This window comes from Cupriavidus sp. 96C5-1, assembly GCF_057798855.1.
Map to the genome: position 1 here is coordinate 1 of NZ_JBYOJU010000080.1, position 22916 is coordinate 22916.

The window sequence follows — 22916 nt, forward strand, 5'->3', positions numbered from 1 at the left end:
GCCGACGACGCGGCCTTCCTGATGGGCAATGCCGAGACCGTGATCATCGTGCCGGGCTACGGCCTGGCGGTGGCGCGGGCGCAGCACGCGCTGAAGGAACTCACCGAGAAGCTGGTCGAGCGGGGCGTGACGGTGAAGTACGCCATCCACCCGGTGGCGGGCCGCATGCCGGGCCATATGAACGTGCTGCTGGCCGAAGCCGAGGTGCCCTACGACCAGGTCTTCGAGATGGAAGACATCAACAGCGAGTTCGGCCAGGCGGACGTGGTGCTGGTGCTGGGCGCCAACGACGTGGTGAACCCGGCCGCCAAGACCGACCCCGCCTCGCCGATCGCCGGCATGCCGATCCTGGAGGCCTACAAGGCCAAGACCATCATCGTCAACAAGCGTTCGATGGCGGCGGGCTACGCCGGGCTGGACAACGAGCTGTTCTACATGGACAAGACCATGATGGTGTTCGGCGACGCCAAGAAGGTGGTCGAGGACATGGGCAAGGCAGTCGAGTAACCTGGCATCGCGCCGCCGGATACGGGCCCGCGCCCGTATCCGGTACCAAGCCCCGCGACGCCCTCCCCCGCTATCCCCCTACCGCGCTCCGGTTGCATGGAAGCGCGGGCGCGCTATACTGGTTTCCGGTCACCGGCGGGCGGGGGCACCCCCGGCGGTTGGCCGACCAGGGCCAGGCATGGTCCAGCGCGGTGGCCCCAAACCGATCCGTCCCGGCCTTGCCGCGCCGAACCCCACCTGCCCGCTGTGTCTGCCGACACCGGAGCCGAACGCAAGATGACATTCAACCCCCAGGACCGGAATCTGTCGGTCTTCCATCACCCGATCCTGACGGTGCTGGTCGACGACAGCAAATCGTTTATCGACAGCCTGGCGTTCCAGATGGATCCGTCGCGGCCAGTGGTCACCTTCACCGATCCGCGCGAGGCATTGCAGTGGATCCGCGAGACCTACACTACACGCGTGAACGGCTTCCTGCCGGTGCGGGTGACGCATGACGACCTGACCTTCCTGACCGAGCGGCGCACCGTGCAGCTCGACGTCGACCGCATCTACCGCCAGATCCACGACTTCAACCGCTTTGTGCAGCCAGGGGTGATCGTGGTGGATTACTCGATGCCGCAGATGAACGGGCTGGAATTCTGCCAGGCCCTGCAGGACCTGCCGTGCAAGACCATCCTGCTCACCGGCACCGCGGACGAAGGCATCGCCGTGCAGGGCTTCAATCACGGCCTGATCGACCGCTATGTCAAGAAACACGATAGCAATATGGTGGAGCGGCTCGACCAGGAGATCGACGCGCTCCAGCAGCAGTATTTCGCCACCTTGTCGCGCACGCTGCGCGACCTGCTGACGCGTCACTCGTTTTCCTTCCTGTCGGATCCCGCGATCTGCGAGCGCGTGCGCCAGATCACCGCGCGCTACGGCTTTGTCGAGTACTACCTCTACCCCAACCCGGCCGGCATCCTGATGCTGACGATGCAGGGCCAGGCCACGCTGATGGTGATCGAGACCCGCGCCGGGCTCCTCAGCCAGGTCGAATCCGCCGAGGCCTACGACGCACCGGCGGCCCTGATCGAAGGGCTGCGCGAGGGGCGCATCGTGCCTTTCTTCTGGCCGGGCAACGGCATGTACACGCCAGCCTGCGTCGACTGGGAGCAATATTGCCTGCCGGCCGAGCACTGCGAGGGCCGGGAGGACTATTTCTACGCCTTGTTCGACCTGCCGCGCCATCTGCTGCAAGAGCCGGTGCTGAGCTTCCAGAGCTTCCTGGAGGACTTCGCCCGCCATCCGGAACGCGTCACCGGCCGCCCGGCCCGCTAGCGCGGGCCGGCGCCAGTCCGGTTTTCAGGCCTCGGGCTGGGCCGGCGCGCTGCGGTTGCCGCCGCGCACCATATCGAAACGGAACAGCCGGCACTCGATATTGCCGTTGTAGAGCGGCGTGCGGCGCGACTCCTTGAGCCGCAGCCGGCGCGGCAGCGACAGGTCGCCCGTGAAGATCCAGGCCTGCCAGCCCGCGAAATTCTGCTTGAGCGTGGTGGCAAAGGCGCCGGCGAACTGGTTGGCGGCCTCGTCGTCGATCTGGTCGACCGGCGCTTCGTCCAGCGGGCGGCGGCGCTCCCCCCGCACCGCGATCCGCTCGCCATACGGCGGGTTCATCAGCAGGATGCCGGGCGCCGCGAAAGGCGGTTGCGCGAAGCGCGCGTCCACCTGCTTCAGGCGCGCCTCGCCGGGCAGGCCCGCGCGCTGCCAGTTGGCTTCCGTCATCGACAGCAGGTCGGTGGAGATATCGCTGCCGGCGATCTCCAGCGCTTCCGCTGCGACGCGTTTGCGGGCCGCCTCGGCATCGGCCTGCGCGCCCGCCTTCAAGGCTTGCCAGGCCTTGTTGTCGACGCCCTTGAGCCATTCGAAGGCGAAGCTGCGCTGGGCTCCCGGCGCCAGGCCGAGCGCCACCTGGGTGGCTTCCACCAGGAAGGTACCGCTGCCGCACATCGGATCGTAGAAAGGACGCTCGGTCTGGCCCGGCACCCAGCCGGCCAGCCGCAGGATGCCGGCGGCCAGGTTTTCCTTCAGCGGCGCCTCGCCCTTTTCCATGCGCCAGCCCCGCTTGAACAGCGGCTCGCCCGAGGTATCGAGGTATAGCGTGCAATCGTGCTCGGTCAGGTGGGCATAGATCCGCACATCCGGGCTCACGGTATCCACGCTCGGGCGCTCGCCCGTACGCTCGCGCATGGCGTCGCAAACGCCGTCCTTGATGCGCAGCGCGATGAAGTTCAGGCTCTGCAGCGGCGAACGGTGCGAAGTCACGTCCACCCGCATCGTCTCGGCCGGTGAAAACCACTGGTCCCAGCGCTGGGCGCGCACCAGGTCGTAAATATCGTCTTCGCGCCGGTAGCCGCGGTTGGCCACCCGCATCAGCACCCGGCTGGCAATGCGCGAGTGCAGGTTGACGGCATAGGCCGCCGCCATTTCGCCCGAGAACGTGACGCCACCCGGCATTTCACGGTGGACCTGGATCGGCGCGATAGCGGCCAGTCCGGGCCGCGCCGCGATCTCGCGCAACTCTTCGGCGAGTGCGCTCTCGAGACCGCGCGGGCAAGGGGCAAAAAAGGCTTGGGACATGGCTTGGGAATTCCTGCAAACAAAAACGTCCGCCGTGGCGGACGGGGTCGGATAGCGCGCAGTGTACCGCGCCCGGGACTTCAGCCCGCCGCGAGTGCGCGGTCGAGGAAGTCGAGACGGTCCTGGCCCCAGAAGGGCTGGCCTTCATAAACGTACCACGGCGCGCCGAATACGCCGGCGGAGATCGCATCCTGGGTGTGCTGCGCATAGGCGGCCTGCACGGCCTGCGCCTCGCTGGCCTTGAGCAGCGCCGCGCCATCGAGCCCGATGCCGTCGACCAGCTGCGCCAGCGTGGCGGCATCGGCGATATTGCGCTGCTCGGCCCACAGGGCACGGCCGATGGTGCCGATCAGCTCCATCGCGCGGGCGGTGCCGTGCGCGAGCTGCGCGGCAATCACCAGCTTGCTGGCGGCATCGCCCGAGACCGGGAAGTAGGTCGGCTGCGGGTTGAGCGGCACGCCGAGGAACTCGCTCCAGCGGGCCAGTTCGACCAGCCGATAGGACTGGCGCTGCGGCGGGCGCTGCGCCAGCGGCAGTCCGCCCGAGACCGAGAACACGCGCCCGAGGTCGCAGGGCTTGAGATTGACCTGCACGCCATGCTTCGCGGCAAGCGCGGTGAAGCGGGCGTGGCCAAGGTAGACAAAAGGCGATTGCGGGGTGAAATAGTAGTCGACCTGCTTGCTCATCATGTCCTCTGGACTGGGGTGACGCGAGACAACGCGCGTGAAACGATGTGAATAACGAAGTGGAGACTAAAAACTGGAGACTGGCGACGATGCGGGAAAAGCCCGGGCTGCGCGGGGTGCTGGCCGGCCACCGTCAGAACGGCTTCACCACCACCAGGATCACTACCGCCAGCAATACCAGCACCGGCAGTTCGTTGAACCAGCGATAGAAGGTATGCGAGCGCGTATTGCCGCCACCCTCGAACTTCTTCAGCAGCACGCCGCAGCCGTGGTGGTAGCCGATCAGCACCAGCACCAGCGCCAGCTTGGCATGCATCCAGCCCTGCCCGGGGCCGCGCCCGATGCCGTAGCCGATATACAGCCACAGCCCGAACACCAGCGCGGGCACCGCCAGCATGGTCATGAAGCGATAGAGCTTGCGCGCCATCAACAACAGGCGCTGCACGCTGGCCGGCTCGCGCTCCATGGCGAGATTGACGAAGATGCGGGGCAGGTAGAACAGGCCGGCGAACCACGAGACGACGAAGACGATGTGCAGCGCTTTGACCCAGAGCATCTGGCTTCCATGAAGTTGTGTTCCCGCGGGAACGGTGGGGATGCAAAACGGCGTTCCCCGGCAAGCCGGGGCGGCCAGGGCGTGCAGCGACACCCCGCGCCTGCCGGCAGCCGGCTGGGGCCCAGGCGCCTGGCCGGCCCCGCCCTGCCTACCCGCTCAGGTGCGGATCTCGCCGTGGCCGAACACCACGTACTTCAGCGAGGTCAGGCCTTCCAGCCCGACCGGGCCACGCGCGTGCAGCTTGTCGTTGGAGATGCCGATCTCGGCACCCAGGCCGTACTCGAAGCCATCGGCGAAGCGCGTCGAGGCATTGATCATCACGCTGGCCGAATCGACCTCGCGCAGGAAGCGCATGCCGGCGGTGTAGTTCTCGGTGATGATGGAATCGGTATGCGCCGAGCCATAGGTATTGATATGGGCAATGGCCTCGTCCAGCCCGGCCACGGTGCGGATCGCCAGCACCGGCGCCAGGTATTCCAGGCGCCAGTCTTCCTCGGTGGCGTCGACCAGGCCGGTGAAGCCGGCGGCTTCCAGCGTGGCGCGGGTGGCGGCGCACACGCGCAGCTCCACGCCCTTCTCCTGGTAGATGCGGCACAGCGGCGGCAGCGCCGCGGCGGCGACATCGCGCGAGACCAGCAGGGTCTCCATGGTGTTGCACGGGGCGTAGCGCTGGGTCTTGGCGTTGTCGCAGACGCGCACGGCCTTTTCCAGGTCCGCGTCGGCGTCGATATAGACGTGGCAGATGCCGTCCAGGTGCTTGATCATCGGCACCCGGGCTTCTTCCATCAGCCGGGCGATCAGGCTCTTGCCGCCGCGCGGCACAATCACGTCGACGCACTCGGTCATGGTGATGAGCCGGCCGACCGCGGCGCGGTCCGTGGTCGAGATCACCTGCACTGCCTCTGGCGGCAGGCCGGCGGCGGCCAGGCCCTCGGCGACCAGCGCAGCCAGCGCGGTGTTGGAATCGATGGCCTCGGAGCCGCCACGCAGGATGGTGGCATTGCCCGACTTCAGGCACAGCGCGGCCGCATCGATGGTCACGTTGGGACGCGACTCGTAGATGATGCCGATCACGCCCAGCGGCACGCGCATCTGGCCCACCTGGATGCCGGTGGGGCGGAATTTCATATTGCTGATCTCGCCGATCGGGTCCGCCAGCGCGGCGATCTGCTCCAGGCCCGCGGCCATGGTGTCGATGGCCTTGTCCGACAGCGTCAGGCGGTCGACGAAGGCGGCGTCCTGGCCATTGGCGCGGGCACGCTCGACATCGCCGGCATTGACGGCCTTCAGGTGTGCGGCGTCGCGCCGGATGGCAGCGGCGATGGTCAGCAGCGCGCGGTTCTTGTCGGCGGTGGAAGCGCGCGCCATGGCGCGCGAGGCGGCGCGGGCCTGCTGGCCGACGCGGTCCATATACTGCTTGAGATCGAGCTCGTTCATATTCCTGGCCAGGCGACCCGGCCCTCAATGCGTGATTTTTCTGTCGGCAACGGCTGGCAATGCAGGCAAGCGGCGATCCCTGGCGACCGGGCGTGCCGCAGCCTACCTGGCGATGGTCAGCGCCAGCTGCAGCAGGCCGTCCCAGGGTTCGGCCGGCATGCCCTCGGCGCGCAGCCCCTTGACCTGCCGGTCCAGCTTGGCGGCCATCGCCAGCGCGGTCTCCAGCTGCGCCAGCGAGAGGCGCTGCGCGGCCTGCGGCACCAGCTTTTCGCGAGGGCCCCAGATACGCAGCTCGCGCGTCAGCACGCCAATCGGCTTGCCCGCGGCCAACCCTTGCCGGACCTTGGATAATACGCGAATTTCCTCGGTCAGCGCCCACAGCACCAGCACCGTGGCCTCGCCCTCGCCGCGCAGGCCCTCCAGCATGCGCACCAGGCGCGGCACGTCGCCGCCAAGCATGGCCTCGGAGAGCTTGAAGACATCGTAGCGGGCCACGTTGAGCACCGCATCGTGCACTTGCTCGAAGGTCAGCGAGCCGGCGGGATAGAGCAGGCCCAGCTTCTGGATTTCCTGGTGGGCGGCCAGCAGGTTACCCTCGACCTTGTCGGCGATGAACTGCAGCGCCTTGCGCCCCGGTTCGCCGGACTCGACCCGCTGCTGCTGCAGCGCCAGCCGTTCGCCGACCCAGGCCGGCAGCCGGGTGCGGTCGATGGAATCGACCTTGATCGATACCCCGGCCGCTTCCAGTGCCTGGAACCAGGCCGATTTTGCCGTGGCGAAGTCCAGCCGCGGCAGCGTGATCAGCATCACCACATCCGGCGAAGGCTGGGCAGCCACCGCGCGCAGCGCCTCGCCACCGTCCTTGCCGGGCTTGCCGGAGGGAATGCGCAACTCGACGATCTTGCGGTCGCCGAACAGCGACATGGATTGCTGCGCCTGGACCACCTGCCCCCAGTTGAAGCCGCGCTCGGACGAAAGCACCTCGCGTTCCGTGAAGCCGGACTCGCGCGCTGTCTGGCGCAGGCGATCGACTGCCTCGAGCACCAGCAGGTGCTCGTCGCCATGCACCACGTAAAGTGGCGCCAGGCCGCGTCCCTTGGCCTGGCGCAGGTGGGCTTCGAGTCCGTCGAGCTTAAGCTGCATGCCTTGCGCCTGTTCCTTTGTCCTTGCCGTGCTGGGCTCCCGAGCCAGGCCTTGCGCCTGGCTCAGATCGCCTTGACCGCGGCCAGCCGGCGGATCAGCTGCTGCACGATATCGCGCTGCATATCCCGATAGAGCTGCTGCTCTTCGTAGTCCTTGGCCAGCGTATTGGCCTCGTTGTAGGTCAGGTCGCGCGTGAGGACCAGCTGCGAGGGCGCGATCAGTTCCTCGCCTGCGGCACTGCGCAGGCGGAACGTGAAGCGCTGCGTCAGGCGGTATTCGCGCACCACGCCGGTGGTGGTGATCGACAGCACCGTCTTGGTACGCGTGTCCTGCAGCACATCAAGCAGGGCATCCGCGTCTTTCGCGTCGGCCACGACCTGGGTATCCGAGCCGTTGCGAATGGCGCGGCGCAGATCGGAGCCCATCAGCGTGTTGGCAGGAATGCTCATGTAAAGCTTCTTGAACGCGAAATCCGCGTTGCCACGCATGTGAAAGCCACAGCCGCCCAGCAGGCCGGCCACCAGCAGCGTAGCCAGGACCGCGCGGCGGCCCTGCAGCGGTCGATCCTGCTTCTGTCGATCCATATTCGGCAGCTCCCTAATTGGCTTGATCACGGACTTGGCCAGCGCTCGTCAGAGCACCACGTTGACCAGGCGGCCCGGGACCACCACGATCTTCTTCGGTGCGGCACCGGCGGCAAACTTGGCCACGGTCTCGCTGGCGACGGCCATGGCCTCGATGGCGGCGCGGTCGGCATCGGCCGGCACCGTGAGGCTGCCGCGCACTTTGCCGTTGACCTGCAGCACGAGTTCGAGTTCGCTTTGCACCAGCGCGGACTCGTCGACCTGCGGCCAGGGCGCATCGAGCAGATCGCCGAACTGCGCCGCATAGCCCAGTTCCTGCCACAGGCCGTGGGTGACGTGCGGCACCACCGGATACAGCACGCGCAACAGGATGCCCAGGCATTCGCGGCGCGCGGCCGGCGTGGCCTGCTTGGCATCTTCCAGCGCGTTGAGCATCTTCATGGTGGCGGATACCACCGTGTTGTACTGGATGCGCTGGTAATCGTAGTTGGCCTGCTTGAGCACGCCGTGGATCTCGCGGCGCAGCGCTGCGTCGGCATCGCCGGCCGGCGCGCCATTGCCGCCCGCCGCGATCGCCTCGGCATTGGCATAGCCGTAGTTCCACACGCGGCGCAGGAAGCGCGAGGCGCCCTCCACGCCCGAGCCGCTCCACTCGAGCTGCTGCTCGGGCGGCGCGGCGAACATGACGAACAGGCGCGCGGTGTCGGCGCCGTACTGGTCGATCAGCGCCTGCGGGTCGATGCCGTTGTTCTTGGACTTCGACATCTTTTCCACGCCGCCGATCACCACCGGCTGGCCGTCGGCCTTGAGCACGGCACCCAGCGGGCGGCCACGCTCATCGGTGCTGACGTCGACCTCGGCCGGGTTGTACCAGGTCTTCTTGCCGGCTGCGTCTTCGCGGTAGTAGGTGTCGTTGAGCACCATGCCCTGCGTGAGCAGGTTGGCGAACGGCTCGTTGAACGTGACCAGGCCCATGTCGCGCATGACCTTGGTCCAGAAGCGGGCGTACAGCAGGTGAAGAATCGCGTGCTCGATGCCGCCGATGTACTGGTCCATCGGCATCCAGTAGTCGTTGCGCGCGTCGACCATGGTGGCCGCGTCCGGGCAGGTATAGCGCATGTAATACCAGCACGAATCGATGAAGGTATCCATGGTGTCGGTCTCGCGGCGCGCCGGCTTGCCGCACGACGGGCAGGTGCACGCGAGGAAGCGCGGATCCTTGGCCAGCGGGTTGCCGGTGCCGTCCGGCACCAGGTCTTCCGGCAGCACCACCGGCAGGTCCTGCTCGGGCACCGGCACCACGCCGCAGTCCTCGCAATGGATCAGCGGGATCGGCGTGCCCCAGTAGCGCTGGCGCGAGATACCCCAGTCGCGCAGGCGCCAGGTGATCTTCTTCTCGCCCAGGCCCTTGGCGCCCAGATCCGCGGCGATGGCTTCCACCGCGGCCTGGTAGTCCAGGCCGTCGTACTTGCCGCTATGGATGCAGGTGCCGTGCTCCTTGTCGCCGTACCATTCCTGCCAGGCTTCGGTCGAGAACGGCTGGCTCTTTTTGGCGTCAACCATGTCGATGACCTGCTTGATCGGCAGGCCGTATTTGCCGGCAAAGGCGAAGTCGCGTTCGTCGTGCGCTGGCACGCCCATCACGGCGCCGTCGCCGTAGCTCATCAGCACGTAGTTGCCGACCCATACCTCGACCTGCTCGCCGGTGATCGGGTGCTCCACCTTCAGACCGGTGGGCATGCCCTTCTTTTCCATGGTGGCCATGTCGGCTTCCATCACCGAGCCGTGCTTGCACTCGTCGATGAAGGCGGCCAGTTCGGGATTGGCGGCGGCGGCATGGGCAGCCAGCGGATGCTCGGCGGCGACCGCGCAGAAGGTCACGCCCATGATGGTGTCGGCGCGCGTGGTGAACACGTACAGCTTGCCGTCGCCGATCGGCTTGCCGTCGTCGCCGGCGATGGCATGCGGGAAGGCGAAGCGCACGCCCACGCTCTTGCCGATCCAGTTCTGCTGCATGATCTTGACGCGCTCGGGCCAGCCCAGGCCATCGAGGTCGCCAAGCAGTTCCTCGGCGTAGTCGGTGATGCGCAGGTAATACATCGGGATCTCGCGCTTTTCGACCAGCGCGCCCGAGCGCCAGCCGCGCCCGTCGATGACCTGCTCGTTGGCCAGCACGGTCTGGTCGACCGGATCCCAGTTCACCGTACCGGTCTTGCGGTAGGCGATGCCCTTCTCCAGCATCCTGAGGAACAGCCACTGGTTCCAGCGGTAGTAGTCCGGGCTGCAGGTGGCAACCTCGCGCGACCAGTCGATGGCCAGGCCCATCGACTGCATCTGCCGCTTCATATAGGCGATGTTGTCGTAGGTCCAGGCCGCCGGCGCCACGCCGTTGTTGAGCGCGGCGTTTTCCGCCGGCATGCCGAACGCATCCCAGCCCATCGGCATCAGCACGTTGTGCCCGGTCATGCGCAGGTGGCGCGCCATCACATCGTTGATGGTGTAGTTGCGCACATGGCCCATATGCAGCTTGCCCGACGGGTAAGGCAGCATCGAGCAGGCATAGAACTTGGGCTTCTCGCTGCCGTCGGCCAGCTTCGCCTCTTCCGACACGCGGTAGGCATCGATGGCTTGCCAGTGTTGCTGGGCGGCTTGTTCAACGGCGGAGGGCAGATATTTGTCTTGCATGTTCAGGACAACGGCAACTGCGTTGACGGGCGGAAAGCGTGGAAAAGATAAGCGGCGGGCGGCCTTGCGGCGCCCGCCTGCGCTGGAATGGCGAAAGAGCCGATTATAACCGCCGGTGCCAGCGGCGCAGGACGTGCCGGGGAGCCTACTTCAGCCCCAGCACGTCCTGCATGTCGAACAGGCCCACGGGCTTGTCGGCCAGGAAGCGCGCCGCGCGCACCGCGCCGTCGGCGTACGACTGGCGGCTGGACGACTTGTGCGTGATTTCGATGCGCTCGCCGATGCCGGCGAACATCACGGTGTGGTCGCCCACGATATCGCCGCCACGAACGGCGGCAAAGCCGATCGAGCTGGGATCGCGCTCGCCGGTATGGCCTTCGCGGGAGAACACGCCGCAGGTCTTGAGATCGCGGCCAAGCGCCTTCGCCACCACCTCACCCATTGCCAGCGCGGTGCCGGACGGCGCATCCACCTTGTGACGGTGATGCGCCTCGATGACTTCGATGTCGTAGCCGGAGGACAGCAGCCTGGCGGCCGTTTCCAGCAGCTTGAACGTGGCGTTGACGCCAACGCTCATGTTGGCGGCAAACACCAGGCCAATCTGCTTTGCGGCCTCGGCCAGGGCGGCACGGCCGGCGTCGTCGAAGCCGGTGGTGCCGATCACCATCTTGACGCCAAGGCGCGTAGCCACCGCCAGGTGCGCCAGCGTGCCCTCGGGGCGGGTGAAATCGATCAGGCAGTCGGCACCGGCGAGACCCGCTTCGATGTCGGCGGTGATGGTCACGCCGGTGGTGCGGCCCAGCAGCAGCCCGGCATCCTGGCCCAGGGCCGGCGAGCCCGGGACATCCAGCGCGCCCGACAGGGTCACGCCGTCGGTGGCGAGGACGTGTTCGATCAGCATGCGGCCCATGCGGCCGGAGGCACCTGCGATGGCGATATTCATGGCTTGTCAGCAGTCAAAAAGGAAGCCGGCCGCAGCGCGGCCGGCATATCGGGAGAGACGGCTCAGTTGGCAGGACTGGCCGGAACACCGGAGGCGGCCGTCGCGGCGGCCTCCTGGACGGGCTTGCCTGCCTCCGGCGCGGTGGCGGCAGGCGCGGCAGCCTCGGCCGGGGCGGCGGCGGCATCCGAGGCGGGGGCCGCGGCAGGAGCCGACGCCGGGGCAACCGCCGCATCGCTGCGCGACTTGATCCCCACGTGCTGGCCCGCCTGCATGGCCTTCATGCCATCGATCTCGGCGATCAGTTCGTATTCCGAGGGCAACTCGTCGCCGCCGAACTTGACCAGCTTGTCGCCATCGAAGAAGACCGTGTAGCGGCGCTGTTGCACCACCGGGGTATTGCCGCGGCGGAACGAGAACACATAGTCCCAGCGATTGCCGTGGAACACATCCGTCAGCAACGGCGTGCCGAGCAGGAACTTGACCTGCTCGCGCGTCATGCCTTCGCGCAATTGGGACGCGGCCTCGCGCGAGACAAAGTTGCCTTGCACGATATTGATACGGTACGGGGTGATCGCATTGGCGATCGTGCGCGACGTACTGTCATAAGTGGAGCATGCTGCCGTCAGCAGGGTGGCAGCAGCCAGCACAGTGGTAACCAGCGTCGGACGCATGGCGGACGAACGAAATGAACGCATGTATCTCGCTTCTAGAAGGGAGAGGAAAGTGCCGATTGCGGCATTCGTGGCGTTCGCCACGAGACGGCTGCAGCGATGCATCACCGCAAGAGCAGCCTAGGGCAGGTGGCCGTGCCCCGGGCAACCCACCGGGGCGACTTTTGCCGCCAAAACCCTTATGATTCAATTATCCAGACATTGTACTCTAGGGAGTCACGCCCATGCCGAGTCCGGCGGACCTCAAAAATATCGGTCTTAAAGCGACCGTACCGCGTCTGAAGATCCTCGAGATCTTCCAGACCAGCGAGCAGCGCCACTTGAGCGCGGAAGACGTTTACCGCATCCTGCTCAATGAGCAAATGGACATCGGCCTTGCCACCGTCTACCGCGTACTGACCCAGTTCGAGCAAGCCGGACTGCTGTCGCGCAATAACTTCGAATCCGGCAAAGCCATCTTCGAACTGAACGAAGGCAAGCACCACGACCACCTGGTCTGCATCGACTGCGGCCGCGTTGAGGAATTCTACGACTCCGAAATCGAGCGCCGCCAGCAAAGCATCGCCAGCGAACGTGGTTTCGCGCTGCAGGAACATGCGCTGTCGCTGTACGGCAACTGCATCAAGACCGACTGCGCTTTCCGTCCGAAGCGTTAGCCCCGGCAGGCGCCACGGGCGCTCCCGATCACCGGCAGCACATGAAAAAACCGGCGCGGGGCGCCGGTTTTCTTATTTCAGGCCGATCCTACGATTCCTGCTGATCAGGCTCGGCAACGAGATGCAGGCCCCGCGCCGCGACCTGCCCGCCAGTGAACTCGACCACGACCTGGCGAAACAGGCCACGCGCCCACACCAGCATCGGATGGGTGTTGCGGCTGCGGTGCCAGAACATGTTCAGCCCCAGCGTCGTATTGATCTCGGCCGGCAAGGGGAAGGCCTTGAGCCCGTAGGTTTCGCAGGCCATGTCCTTGGTCAGCGCATTGACTGTGAAAATCAGGTCGGTCTGCGCGGCCAGCTCGGATTGCGCGCGCCAGGAATGCACCGTCAGCGTGGCATTGCGCTTGAGACCGCGCTGCTGCAAGGCATAGTCGAGCGGGATCAGCGAGGGTGCCGGACGGCCGCTGCCTCCCGAATGCGCCATGAAGATATGACCGCAATCGAGATACTGCTCGAGCGTGCAGGTGCCCTTGAGCACGGGATGGTTCTTGCGCGCGCAGACCCAGAGGTTGAGCGAGGTCACCATCTCCTCGACGATCTCCGGATGGCGGGTCGGGAACGGCGAGAACGCCAGGTCCAGCTCGTTGCCCCGCATGGCGGCGACATCCGACTCCCACGAGTGGGATTCGACCAGCTTGATATGTAATTCCGGCGCCAGTTGCTTGATACGCAGGATGAAGCGATTGAACACCGTATCGCCCAGTTCGGCGGCAAAACCGATATTCAGTGTGCCGGAAGCGACTGCGGGATCGAAATTGTCGGCATCGCCCTCGTTGATCGAAGACCACAGGTCAAGCATGTCGCGAATCTTCGGCCCCAGTTCCAGGGCCCGCGGCGTCGGCGTCAGGCCGTGCGGCACGCGGATGAAGAGCGGATCGTCGAAGATCTCGCGCAGGCGACCCAGCGAATGCGAGACCGCCGGCGCGGTCATATGCATCTTTTCCGCGACATAGGTCGCGTTTCGCTTGCTGAGCAGCTCGGTGAAAATCACGAGTAGCTTGGTATCCACATTCACCATGATCTCACCCAGGTTGGATTGGAGATTGCGAATGACTGGATCGTCACTTGCATTGGCCGCACATCAGTATTTTCTAGCACTGTAGCAGTGTAAGAGCAAAGTCGGAGACCGAATAGGGATTCTGCACCCCACCAAGGGGCCGGCGGTTGCGCCAGCGCAAGGATGGTGGCTCTTGGGCGCCATAGGCGGCCAGTTACCCGAGATTACGTACAGACAAAAAGCGGCGCCCCGCAGGGCGCCGCTTTTTTGTGCCTGCCTGAAACGGTCGGGGCCAGGTTACTTGGCGACCACGCGAGCCATTTCCAGCACCTTGTTGGAATAGCCCCATTCATTGTCGTACCAGCTCACGACCTTGACGAAGGTCGAGTCCAGCGCGATGCCGGCTTCGGCGTCGAAGATCGAGGTGCGTGCATCGCCGCGGAAATCGGTCGCGACCACCTTGTCTTCGGTGTAGCCCAGCACGCCCTTCAGCGCGCCCTGGCTCTGTGCCTTCATTTCGGCGCAGATCTCGGCGTAGGTGGCGCCCTTTTCCAGCTCGACGGTCAGGTCGACCACCGACACGTCGGAGGTCGGCACGCGGAACGACATGCCGGTCAGCTTCTTGTTGAGCTCGGGGATCACCACGCCCACGGCCTTGGCGGCACCGGTGCTCGACGGGATGATGTTTTCCAGGATGCCGCGGCCACCGCGCCAGTCCTTGTTGGACGGGCCGTCGACGGTCTTCTGGGTAGCGGTGGTGGCGTGCACGGTGGTCATCAGGCCACGCTTGATGCCCCACTTGTCGTTCAGCACCTTGGCGACGGGCGCCAGGCAGTTGGTGGTGCAGCTGGCGTTGGAGATGATCGCCTCGCCCTTGTACGTGTCGTGGTTCACGCCGTACACGAACATCGGGGTATCGTCCTTCGACGGGGCCGACATGATGACCTTCCTGGCGCCCGCATCGATATGCTTCTGCGCGCCTTCCTTGGTCAGGAAGATACCAGTCGACTCGATCACCACGTCTGCACCGATCTCGCCCCACTTCAGCTCGGACGGGTCCTTCACGGCGGTCAGGCGGATCTTCTTGCCGTTGACGATCAGGGTGTTGCCGTCGACCGACACTTCGCCGTCAAAGCGGCCGTGCACCGAGTCGTACTTCAGCATGTAAGCCAGGTAGTCGGGCTCAAGCAGGTCGTTGATGCCGACGACTTCGATTTCCTTGAAGTTGGCGGCGGCAGCACGGAACACCATGCGCCCGATGCGGCCGAAGCCGTTGATGCCGATCTTGATGGTCATGTTTATCTCCTGAGTAGCCTAACGATCGATGGATGCGGAAAAGCCTTGCCTTTGCCGGGGCCGCGCGGCCCCGGGAATCCTGTTACTGGCCGAGCGTGTCGCGCACCGTGCGCACGACGTTCTCGACGGTAAAGCCGAAGTGCTTGAACAATACGCCAGCCGGGGCGGATTCGCCGAAGGTGTCGATGCCCACCACGGCCTGGACCTGGTACTTCCACCAGAAATCCGTCACGCCGGCTTCCACCGCCACGCGCGGCACGCCTGCCGGCAGCACCGAAGCCTTGTAGGCGGCATCCTGCTTGTCGAATACGGTCGTCGCCGGCACCGAGACCACGCGCACGTGCACGCCGTCGGCGGCCAGCTGCTCCGCCGCCCCCACGGCCAGGCCGACTTCCGAACCGGTGGCGATGATCACGGCGTCCGGACGGCCGGTCTTGGGGTTGGCGCCATCGCGCAGCACGTAGCCGCCGCGCGCGATATTGGCGCGGGTGGCATCGTCGCGCGTCTGGAACGGCAGGTTCTGGCGGCTGAAGATCAGGCAGCTCGGGCCGTTCTCCCGGCGCACGGCCTGGGCCCAGGCCACCGCGGTTTCGGTGGTGTCGGCGGTACGCCAGACATCCATGTTCGGGATCAGGCGCAGGCTGGCGACGTGTTCGATCGACTGGTGGGTCGGGCCGTCCTCGCCCAGGCCGATGGAGTCATGGGTGAACACGAACAGCGAGCGGATCTTCATCAGCGCCGCCATGCGCAGCGCATTGCGGCTGTAGTCCGAGAAGGTCAGGAAGGTGCCGCCGTAAGGGATGTAGCCACCGTGCAGCGTGATGCCGTTCATGATGGCGCTCATGCCGAACTCGCGCACGCCATAATTGATGTGGTTGCCCCAGGCATCGGCACGCACGGCCTTGCTGCCCGACCAGTTGGTCAGGTTGGAGCCGGTCAGGTCGGCCGAGCCGCCCAGGAATTCCGGCAGCACCGCGGCAAGCGCCTCGATGGTGTTCTGGCTGGCCTTGCGGGTGGCGATGGTCTCGGCCTTTTCCTCGCACTTGGCGAGGAAGGCGTCCACGGCCGCGTCGAAGGCGCCCGGCAGTTCGCCGCGCATGCGGCGCTGGAATTCGCCGGCTTCGTACGGGAAACGCTCGGCATAGGCCTCGAACAGCGCGTTCCACGCCTTTTCCAGCGAACCGCCGCGGGCCTTGGCATCCCATGCCGTATAGACTTCGGCCGGCAGTTCGAACGGTGCGTGCGTCCAGCCCAGCGCTTCGCGCGTGGCCAGGATTTCGGCGCCGCCAAGCGGCGCGCCATGCACGTCGTGACCACCTTCCTTGTTAGGCGCGCCCTTGCCGATCAGGGTGCGGCAGCAGATCAGGGTCGGGCGATCGCTGAACTTGGCCTCGGCGATAGCGGCGTCGACCGCGGCGGCGTCATGGCCGTCGACCGCACGGATCACGTTCCAGCCATAGGCTTCAAAGCGCTTCGGGGTGTCGTCGGCGAACCAGTGCACGACATCGCCGTCGATCGAGATGCCGTTGTCGTCCCACAGCGCGACCAGCTTGTTCAGCTTCAGCGTGCCGGCCAGTGAGCAGGCCTCGTGGCTGATGCCTTCCATCAGGCATCCGTCGCCCAGGAAGACATAGGTGTGGTGGTTGACGATATCGAAGCCGGGGCGGTTGAATTCCTCGCCCAGCAGGCGCTCGGCCAGCGCCATGCCCACCGCGTTGGTGAGGCCCTGGCCAAGCGGGCCGGTGGTGGTTTCCACGCCCGGCGTGATGCCGTATTCCGGGTGGCCAGCCGTCTTGCTGTGCATCTGGCGGAAATTCTTCAGCTCGGCCAGCGGCAGGTCGTAGCCGGTCAGGTGCAGCAAGGCGTACAGCAGCATCGAGCCATGGCCGTTGGACAGCACGAAGCGGTCGCGATCAGCCCACTTGGGGTTGGCCGGGTTATGCTTCAGATGACGGCCCCACAGCGCCACCGCGATATCCGCCATGCCCATCGGCATGCCGGGGTGGCCTGAATTGGCCTGCTGAACGGCGTCCATGGCCAGGACGCGAATGGCGTTGGCCATGAGTTGGACGGGCTGCGAAGCGTGCGGACTGGCGGCGGGATGAGCGAGGTGAGACATGCGGCGGGGACCTGGCGGCGGGAAAAGCGCAATTTTACCAGAAGGAAGAAGCGAATCCGGCCCCCTGGCGACCCCGGACCGTGGGCATCCGCAGTGGACCGGATGGCTCTCCCCCGGCATCGGGAGCACGCTTGGCCGGATCCGGCTGCTGGCGGCGGTCCGCTCGCCGTGCCTGCAGATCGAGGCCGGCGAGCATGGGCGCTTTGACCGCATCTTCGGCCTGGATGGCCACATCATGAGTGCCGCCCCCGTGCCGGCCGCCGAGCGCCGGTACGCCTGGCAACTCGACCGCGCACTGCGCTGCTACCATGCCGCGCTGCATCCGGTCGCCGTTCGCCCGGCCCCTGCACCTGCGGGCGCTTTTCGACAGCGTCGGCGCCGCCGCGTAAGATGCTCGTTCGCACCGTGGGACCCGCCGCCATGGCAGGTCCCGCGCGGCTTCCCGTAACCAGGAGACGATCATGACAAGACCGGCCAACACCCCCTGGCTCACGCCCTACCTGACGGTGGGCAACGGGCGCAGCGCGCTCGACTTCTACCACCGCGCCTTCGGTTTCAGCGCGGGGAATGTGGTCGACGAAAACGGCGTGCCGACCCACGCCGAAATGCACTACCAGGGCGAACTGGTCGTGATGTTCGCGCCCGAAGGCGCCTGGGGCAGCACCGCGCGCACGCCCCGCTCGCTCGGCGTCGAATGCCCGCAGACCTTCTATGTCTACTGCGATGACGTCGATGGCATGTACACCCGTGCGGTAGCCGCCGGCGCCATCAGCCTGATGGCGCCGGCCGACCAGTTCTGGGGCGACCGCTATTGCATGGTCGAGGATCCCGACGGCTACCGTTGGGGCTTCGGCAAACCGGTGGCAGCGGACAAGGCCGCCGACGAGAACAAGGATGGACGCGCCTGATGCCGCCGCGCTTTTTCATCGACGCCGCCCTGGCGCCTCAGACCGAACTGGACCTGCCGGAAGCCGTGGTACGGCATGTCCAGGTGCTGCGCCTCAACCCGGGCGACGGCATCACCTTGTTCGACGGGCGCGGCGGCAGCCATGCCGCCACCCTGGTCGAACTCGGCAAGCGCCATGCGCTGGCACGGATCGGCAGTCACGACCCGTCGGAGTCCGAGGCGCCATTCCGCGTCACGCTGGCACAGGGACTGGCCGGCGGCGACAAGATGGACTGGCTGATCGAGAAGGCCGTCGAACTCGGCGTGGCGGCGATCCAGCCGCTGCAGGCGGCGCGCTCGGTGGTGCGGCTGTCGGCCGAGCGGGCGCAAAAGCGCCAGGCGCACTGGCAGGCGCTGGTCGAGGCCGCATGCGAGCAATGCGGGCGTAACCGCTTGCCGGACGTCGCGCCGGTGGCCAACCTGGAATCCTGGCTGCTGCAGGCGGACCCGGCGGCGGCCCAAGGCGCGCGCCTGCTGGTATCGCCGCGCGCCACGCAGTCGCTGGTATCGTTTGCCACGGAACGGCGCGATGCCCTGCTTGCCAACGGCGCGACGCTGCTGATCGGGCCGGAAGGCGGGCTCGCGCCGGACGAGGAAGCCGCGGCAATGCGAGCCGGTTTCACGGGCGTGTCACTCGGCCCGCGCATCTTGCGTACGGAGACCGCCGGGCTGGCCTGCCTGGCCACGCTCAACGCGGTACTAGGCGGATTTTGACGGCACCCGGGCCATCCTGGCCCGGCGCCACACTCACAGGAAGGAGTCGATCATGGGGCTACTCGATAGCGTGCTGGGCGGAGTTCTCGGACAGCACGGCAGCAGCGAAGCGGGCGCTGGCGGCCTGAACCCGAAGATGATGATGGCGCTGGGGCTGCTGGCCATGCTCGCCATGCACCGCGAAGGCGGCGGCGCGGCGCAGGAGCCGGCCGATGCCTCCGCCGGTGTCGGCGGACCTGGCGGGCTGGGCGGCCTCGGCGGGCTGCTGGGTGGGCTGCTGGGCGGGGCCGGCGGCGCCGCAGCTGGCGGCACATCCGGCGGGCTGGATCTGGGCGGCTTGCTGGGCGGCCTGTTCGGCGGCCAGGGCCAGCAGGCTGCCGGCGGCGCATCCGCGCTGGGCGCGGCGGCAGGCGGCATCGGCGCCTTGCAGCAAGTGCTGGCCCAGGCCGGACTGGGCGACCAGATCAATTCGTGGATCGGTACGGGCGCCAACCAGCCCGTCTCGCCGAGCGCGCTGGCCGGCGCGCTGGGTGGTACCGGCGCACTGGAAAACCTGGCCAAATCGACCGGCCTGTCGCCGGACGACGTGGCCGCTCACCTCAGCGAAGGGCTACCCGAACTGATCGACCGGCTGACGCCGCAAGGCCAGGTCCCGCCGGCGGCATAGGCCCGGGCCACACCGGCCAGGTCACACCCAAAACAAAAGGCCCGCTTCACTGCGGGCCTTTTGTTTTTCCTGTCCTTGCCGTGGGCGGTGCGCTCAGGCGAAAGAGTAGAACACGCGGAACTGCACCTTGCGCTCGGCCCAGAATTCGGCTGCGTCACGGAACACGTCGAGCAACACCTCGCGCCCTTCCTTGTCGAATTTCTGGGCGATCGGCAGGCCCTCGAGCACGATCACGAAGCCGGGCTGCGCACCCGCCTTGTGGATCAGGTCGGTCAGACAATCCGCCAGCGCATCGAAATTCTTCCCGAAATGCTTGGGAAAAAGGAAGTTGGTGGCGATGGTTTCCAGCACTTCCGCCTTGCTCTGGCAGTGCGCGCAGTTGGCGTACAGGAAATGCTGTCCCAGTTCGGCTGCCGCCTGGGCGAGTTCGGGCACGCGAAACGCGCGAATCGACTGGACGATGTTCGGACGCACCGTCTTGAACAGGTTCATGGCTCCCTCTTGGCTACCGTCGGTGCCGGCTGCGGGAACGGGTGCGGGCGGCGGTTGGTGCGAGAGCTCGTTGCGAGGCATCGTCAACACGTTGTCGTAAAGATTCCGGGCCTGGGTCTGGGCCCGCTGCCAGCCATCTCCGGCGCCGCGCTCTTCGCGGGCGGCAAGGGCGTCGCCCAATCCGAAAATGTCAGTCATCATTTGGCTATCCGTTTGAAACTGTTGTAGTGGTCGTCCGTGTAATAACAGTCGTTGGTGGCGCGTTGATCACCGCCGCATACGATCCGTCTCGCTCCCCTGTTTCGGCTGTTTGTCTTTACCGTGTATTCGCGGTAGTAGCCGCGCGACCTCTGCGGCAGGACGCGCTCATAGTTGCCGAACCTCGAGCCATCCTTGGCGTAGGGAAACGGTCCACCCGCTTCGATACGTTCCAACGTCAACTGTGCCTCGTTGGGCAATTGCTGTACAGCGATGGTTCCCGTGCCGTCATCGATCGCCTGGCGCGCCATCACGGGCTGGGCCAGCGCGCAAGATACCGCCACGCCTGCCAGCACCCGGCTTGCCACTCGCGCCAGACCGGCGACTGAAATCCATTGCGATGCGCGCTGCGTCAAAGGAATTTGGGAACCCACGTTGCTTGTCTTGAATTAGGAGTGCCAGCCAAATGGACTTGGCGTCACCAGGATTGCGCGGTTGCCGCGCCACCCCGACTGCCCATTTTGCCTGCACCCCGGACGGCCTGCGCGAATACCGGTGGCATCGTTACGCGCATAACGAGCGCGCACTTCAAAGGCATAAGGTTACGCCCATGCTGTTAAATAATCAATCCCCGCCCTCCAGCAGAGTGGAAAAGCTCAATTGTTTCAACATGTTAATGAAATGTGTGTGCACACTGACCAAGGTACGCAGGCGCAAAAAAAGCCGGGCAAGCCCGGCTTTTCAAGACTGGCTGCGGCTTAGCGCTTGGCTGCCGCGTCCACCACCACCAGCGACGTCATATTGACGATGCGGCGCACCGTGGCCGACGGCGTCAGGATGTGGACCGGCGCCTTGACGCCCAGCAGGATCGGGCCGATCGCCACATTGTTGCCCGCCGCGACCTTGAGCAGGTTGTAGGCAATGTTGGCGGCGTCGATATTCGGGCACACCAGCAGGTTGGCCTCGCCCTTGAGCGCGCCATCCGGCACGAGCTGGTCGCGCAGCTTCGGGTCGAGCGCGCAATCGCCGTGCATCTCGCCATCCACCTCGAGTTCCGGCGCGCGTTCGCGCAGGATCGCCAGCGTTTCGCGCATCTTCTGCGCCGACGGCGCTTCCGACGAACCGAAGTTCGAGTGCGACACCAGCGCCACCTTGGGCTCGATGCCGAAGCGCTTGAGCTCTTCGGCGGCCATCAGGGTGATCTCGGCCAGCTGGCAGGCGGTCGGGTCCACGTTGACGTGGGTGTCGACCAGGAAGATCTGGCGGCCCGGCAGGACCAGCCCGTTCATCGCGGCGTAGACCTCGTTGGTGCCGCCCAGGATCTGGTCGATATAGCGCAGGTGCGCGGCGGTGTTGCTGACCGTGCCGCAGATCATGCCGTCGGCCTCGCCCTTCTTGACCAGCATGGCGCCGATCAGCGTGGTGCGGCGGCGCATTTCCAGCTTGGCGTACTGCTGGGTGACGCCCTGGCGGGCCATCATCTTGAAGTAGGCCTCGGAATAGTCGCGGAAACGCGCGTCGTGCTCCGGGTTGACCACGGTGAAGTCGATGCCGCCGCGCAGGCGCAGGCCAAAGCGTTCGATGCGGTGGGCGATCACGGCCGGCCGGCCGATCAGGATCGGGTTGGCCAGCTTCTCGTCGACGATCACCTGCACCGCGCGCAGCACGCGCTCTTCCTCGCCCTCGGCGAAGACGATGCGCTTCTTCTCCATGTCGACCTGGCGGGCGGCCGCGTAGATCGGCTTCATCAGCGTGCCGGAGTGGTACACGAACTGCTGCAGCTGCAGGCGGTACGCGTCCATGTCCTTGATCGGGCGCGCGGCCACGCCGGACTTCATGGCGGCCTCGGCCACCGCCGGCGCGATCTTGACGATCAGGCGCGGATCGAAGGGCTTGGGAATCAGGTACTCGGGACCGAAGGACAGGTCCTGGATGCCGTAGGCGGTGGCGACGATGTCGCTCTGCTCCTGGCGCGCCAGTTCGGCGATGGCATGCGCCGCCGCGACTTCCATCTCACGCGTGATGGTGGTGGCGCCCACGTCGAGCGCGCCGCGGAAGATGAAGGGAAAGCACAGGACGTTGTTGACCTGGTTCGGGTAGTCGGTGCGGCCGGTGGCGATCACCGCGTCGGGACGCACTTCCTTGACCAGTTCCGGCAGGATTTCCGGGTTGGGATTGGCCAGTGCCAGCACCAGCGGCTTGTCGGCCATGCGCTGGACCATGTCCTGCTTGAGCACGCCGGCGGCAGACAGGCCCAGGAAGATGTCGGCGCCGTCGATCACCTCGGCCAGCTTGCGCTTGTCGGTCTTCTGCGCGAAACGGGCCTTTTCCGGGTCCATCAGCTCGGTACGGCCTTCGTAGACCACGCCGGCCAGGTCCGTCACCCAGATGTTCTCGAGCTTCATGCCGAGGTCGAGCAGCAGGTCCAGGCAGGCCAGTGCCGCGGCGCCCGCGCCGGAAGCCACCAGCTTGACCTTGCCGATGTCCTTACCCACCACGGTCAGGCCGTTGACCACGGCCGCGCCGACCACGATGGCGGTGCCATGCTGGTCATCGTGGAAGACGGGAATCTTCATGCGCTCGCGCAGCTTGCGCTCGACGTAGAAGCACTCGGGCGCCTTGATGTCTTCGAGGTTGATGCCGCCGAAGGTAGGCTCGAGCGCGGCAATGATCTCCACCAGCTTCTCGGGGTCCTTCTCATCGAGTTCGATGTCGAACACGTCGATGCCGGCGAACTTCTTGAACAGGCCCGCCTTGCCCTCCATCACCGGCTTGGAAGCCGCCGGGCCGATATCGCCCAGGCCCAGCACCGCGGTACCGTTGGTGATCACGCCAACCAGGTTGCCCCGCGCGGTGTAGCGGAAGGAATTGGCCGGATCGGCCACGATTTCCTCGCACGCGGCGGCCACGCCCGGCGAGTAGGCCAGCGCCAGGTCG

At 66.2% G+C, this 22916-nt stretch carries 21 protein-coding genes; 6 read left to right on the top strand and 15 right to left on the bottom strand.

What is annotated here, in order from left to right:
* The coding region (locus tag AC3FOF_RS43060; protein ID WP_488730153.1) for an NAD(P)(+) transhydrogenase (Re/Si-specific) subunit beta at window positions 1–507 on the top strand (507 nt) is incomplete at its 5' end.
* A gap of 276 nt (window positions 508–783) precedes the next feature.
* Window positions 784–1830 carry a response regulator gene (locus AC3FOF_RS43065; protein WP_488730154.1) on the top strand — a complete coding sequence of 349 codons (1047 nt, stop codon included), beginning with the start codon at window positions 784–786 and terminating at the stop codon, window positions 1828–1830.
* A 24-nt stretch (window positions 1831–1854) separates the two neighbouring features.
* Here AC3FOF_RS43065 and AC3FOF_RS43070 read toward each other — a convergent pair whose 3' ends face one another.
* The 9 genes from AC3FOF_RS43070 to AC3FOF_RS43110 all read right to left on the bottom strand — a co-directional run bounded on the left by AC3FOF_RS43070 (window position 1855) and on the right by AC3FOF_RS43110 (window position 11858).
* The gene (locus AC3FOF_RS43070; protein WP_488730155.1) at window positions 1855–3129 is read right to left on the bottom strand and encodes a THUMP domain-containing class I SAM-dependent RNA methyltransferase; all 1275 of its coding nucleotides are present in this window, start codon (window positions 3127–3129) and stop codon (window positions 1855–1857) included.
* A gap of 80 nt (window positions 3130–3209) precedes the next feature.
* Window positions 3210–3815 carry a 2-hydroxychromene-2-carboxylate isomerase gene (locus tag AC3FOF_RS43075; protein ID WP_017228132.1) on the bottom strand — a complete coding sequence of 202 codons (606 nt, stop codon included), beginning with the start codon at window positions 3813–3815 and terminating at the stop codon, window positions 3210–3212.
* 133 nt (window positions 3816–3948) lie between these two features.
* A complete protein-coding gene (locus AC3FOF_RS43080; protein WP_017228131.1) occupies window positions 3949–4371 on the bottom strand; it encodes a HemJ family protein in 423 nt (140 codons plus the stop codon).
* Window positions 4372–4527: 156 nt separating this feature from the next.
* Window positions 4528–5808, bottom strand: coding sequence for a glutamate-5-semialdehyde dehydrogenase (locus AC3FOF_RS43085; RefSeq protein WP_488730156.1), 1281 nt, complete (start codon window positions 5806–5808; stop codon window positions 4528–4530).
* A 102-nt stretch (window positions 5809–5910) separates the two neighbouring features.
* Window positions 5911–6951, bottom strand: coding sequence for a DNA polymerase III subunit delta (gene holA, locus AC3FOF_RS43090; protein ID WP_017228129.1), 1041 nt, complete (start codon window positions 6949–6951; stop codon window positions 5911–5913).
* A gap of 62 nt (window positions 6952–7013) precedes the next feature.
* A complete protein-coding gene (locus AC3FOF_RS43095; RefSeq protein ID WP_017228128.1) occupies window positions 7014–7535 on the bottom strand; it encodes an LPS-assembly lipoprotein LptE in 522 nt (173 codons plus the stop codon).
* 48 nt (window positions 7536–7583) lie between these two features.
* Window positions 7584–10220 (bottom strand): leucine--tRNA ligase, encoded by a 2637-nt coding sequence (leuS, locus tag AC3FOF_RS43100; protein WP_488730157.1) that lies wholly within the window; start codon window positions 10218–10220, stop codon window positions 7584–7586.
* Between the two features lie 145 nt (window positions 10221–10365).
* Window positions 10366–11163, bottom strand: a complete 798-nt coding sequence (gene dapB, locus AC3FOF_RS43105) for a 4-hydroxy-tetrahydrodipicolinate reductase (RefSeq protein WP_488730158.1) — start codon at window positions 11161–11163, stop codon at window positions 10366–10368.
* A gap of 62 nt (window positions 11164–11225) precedes the next feature.
* Window positions 11226–11858: an outer membrane protein assembly factor BamE gene (locus AC3FOF_RS43110; RefSeq protein WP_276266042.1), complete on the bottom strand. Its 633-nt coding sequence runs from the start codon at window positions 11856–11858 to the stop codon at window positions 11226–11228.
* A 200-nt stretch (window positions 11859–12058) separates the two neighbouring features.
* Between AC3FOF_RS43110 and fur the strand changes: the two genes are divergently transcribed.
* On the top strand, window positions 12059–12490 hold the full coding sequence (gene fur / locus AC3FOF_RS43115) for a ferric iron uptake transcriptional regulator (RefSeq protein WP_017225105.1): 432 nt from the start codon (window positions 12059–12061) through the stop codon (window positions 12488–12490).
* 88 nt (window positions 12491–12578) lie between these two features.
* On the opposite strand, the gene AC3FOF_RS43120 is transcribed toward fur, so the two are convergent.
* The 3 genes from AC3FOF_RS43120 to tkt all read right to left on the bottom strand — a co-directional run bounded on the left by AC3FOF_RS43120 (window position 12579) and on the right by tkt (window position 16962).
* Window positions 12579–13568 (bottom strand): LysR family transcriptional regulator, encoded by a 990-nt coding sequence (locus AC3FOF_RS43120; RefSeq protein ID WP_017225104.1) that lies wholly within the window; start codon window positions 13566–13568, stop codon window positions 12579–12581.
* A gap of 276 nt (window positions 13569–13844) precedes the next feature.
* Window positions 13845–14843, bottom strand: coding sequence for a type I glyceraldehyde-3-phosphate dehydrogenase (gene gap / locus AC3FOF_RS43125; protein WP_017225103.1), 999 nt, complete (start codon window positions 14841–14843; stop codon window positions 13845–13847).
* A gap of 82 nt (window positions 14844–14925) precedes the next feature.
* Window positions 14926–16962 carry a transketolase gene (tkt, locus tag AC3FOF_RS43130; protein WP_035807612.1) on the bottom strand — a complete coding sequence of 679 codons (2037 nt, stop codon included), beginning with the start codon at window positions 16960–16962 and terminating at the stop codon, window positions 14926–14928.
* 461 nt (window positions 16963–17423) lie between these two features.
* Here tkt and AC3FOF_RS43135 point away from each other — a divergent pair, with 461 nt between their 5' ends.
* From AC3FOF_RS43135 to AC3FOF_RS43145, 3 genes are read left to right on the top strand one after another with little or no spacing between them, the layout of a single operon-like run.
* Window positions 17424–17870, top strand: coding sequence for a VOC family protein (locus AC3FOF_RS43135; RefSeq protein ID WP_017225100.1), 447 nt, complete (start codon window positions 17424–17426; stop codon window positions 17868–17870).
* A complete protein-coding gene (locus AC3FOF_RS43140; protein ID WP_488730159.1) occupies window positions 17870–18622 on the top strand; it encodes a 16S rRNA (uracil(1498)-N(3))-methyltransferase in 753 nt (250 codons plus the stop codon). The genes AC3FOF_RS43135 and AC3FOF_RS43140 overlap by 1 nt, the downstream gene beginning before the upstream one ends.
* A 52-nt stretch (window positions 18623–18674) precedes the next feature.
* A complete protein-coding gene (locus AC3FOF_RS43145) occupies window positions 18675–19289 on the top strand; it encodes a YidB family protein (RefSeq protein WP_488730160.1) in 615 nt (204 codons plus the stop codon).
* A 93-nt stretch (window positions 19290–19382) separates the two neighbouring features.
* On the opposite strand, the gene AC3FOF_RS43150 is transcribed toward AC3FOF_RS43145, so the two are convergent.
* The 3 genes from AC3FOF_RS43150 to AC3FOF_RS43160 all read right to left on the bottom strand — a co-directional run.
* On the bottom strand, window positions 19383–19982 hold the full coding sequence (locus AC3FOF_RS43150; protein WP_017225636.1) for a barstar family protein: 600 nt from the start codon (window positions 19980–19982) through the stop codon (window positions 19383–19385).
* A complete protein-coding gene (locus AC3FOF_RS43155; RefSeq protein WP_276267743.1) occupies window positions 19979–20290 on the bottom strand; it encodes a guanyl-specific ribonuclease in 312 nt (103 codons plus the stop codon). Before AC3FOF_RS43155 ends, AC3FOF_RS43150 begins: the two co-directional genes overlap by 4 nt.
* 447 nt (window positions 20291–20737) lie before the next feature.
* Window positions 20738–22916, bottom strand: a 2179-nt coding sequence (locus AC3FOF_RS43160) for an NADP-dependent malic enzyme (protein ID WP_488730161.1), incomplete at its 5' end; no start/stop codon positions are given.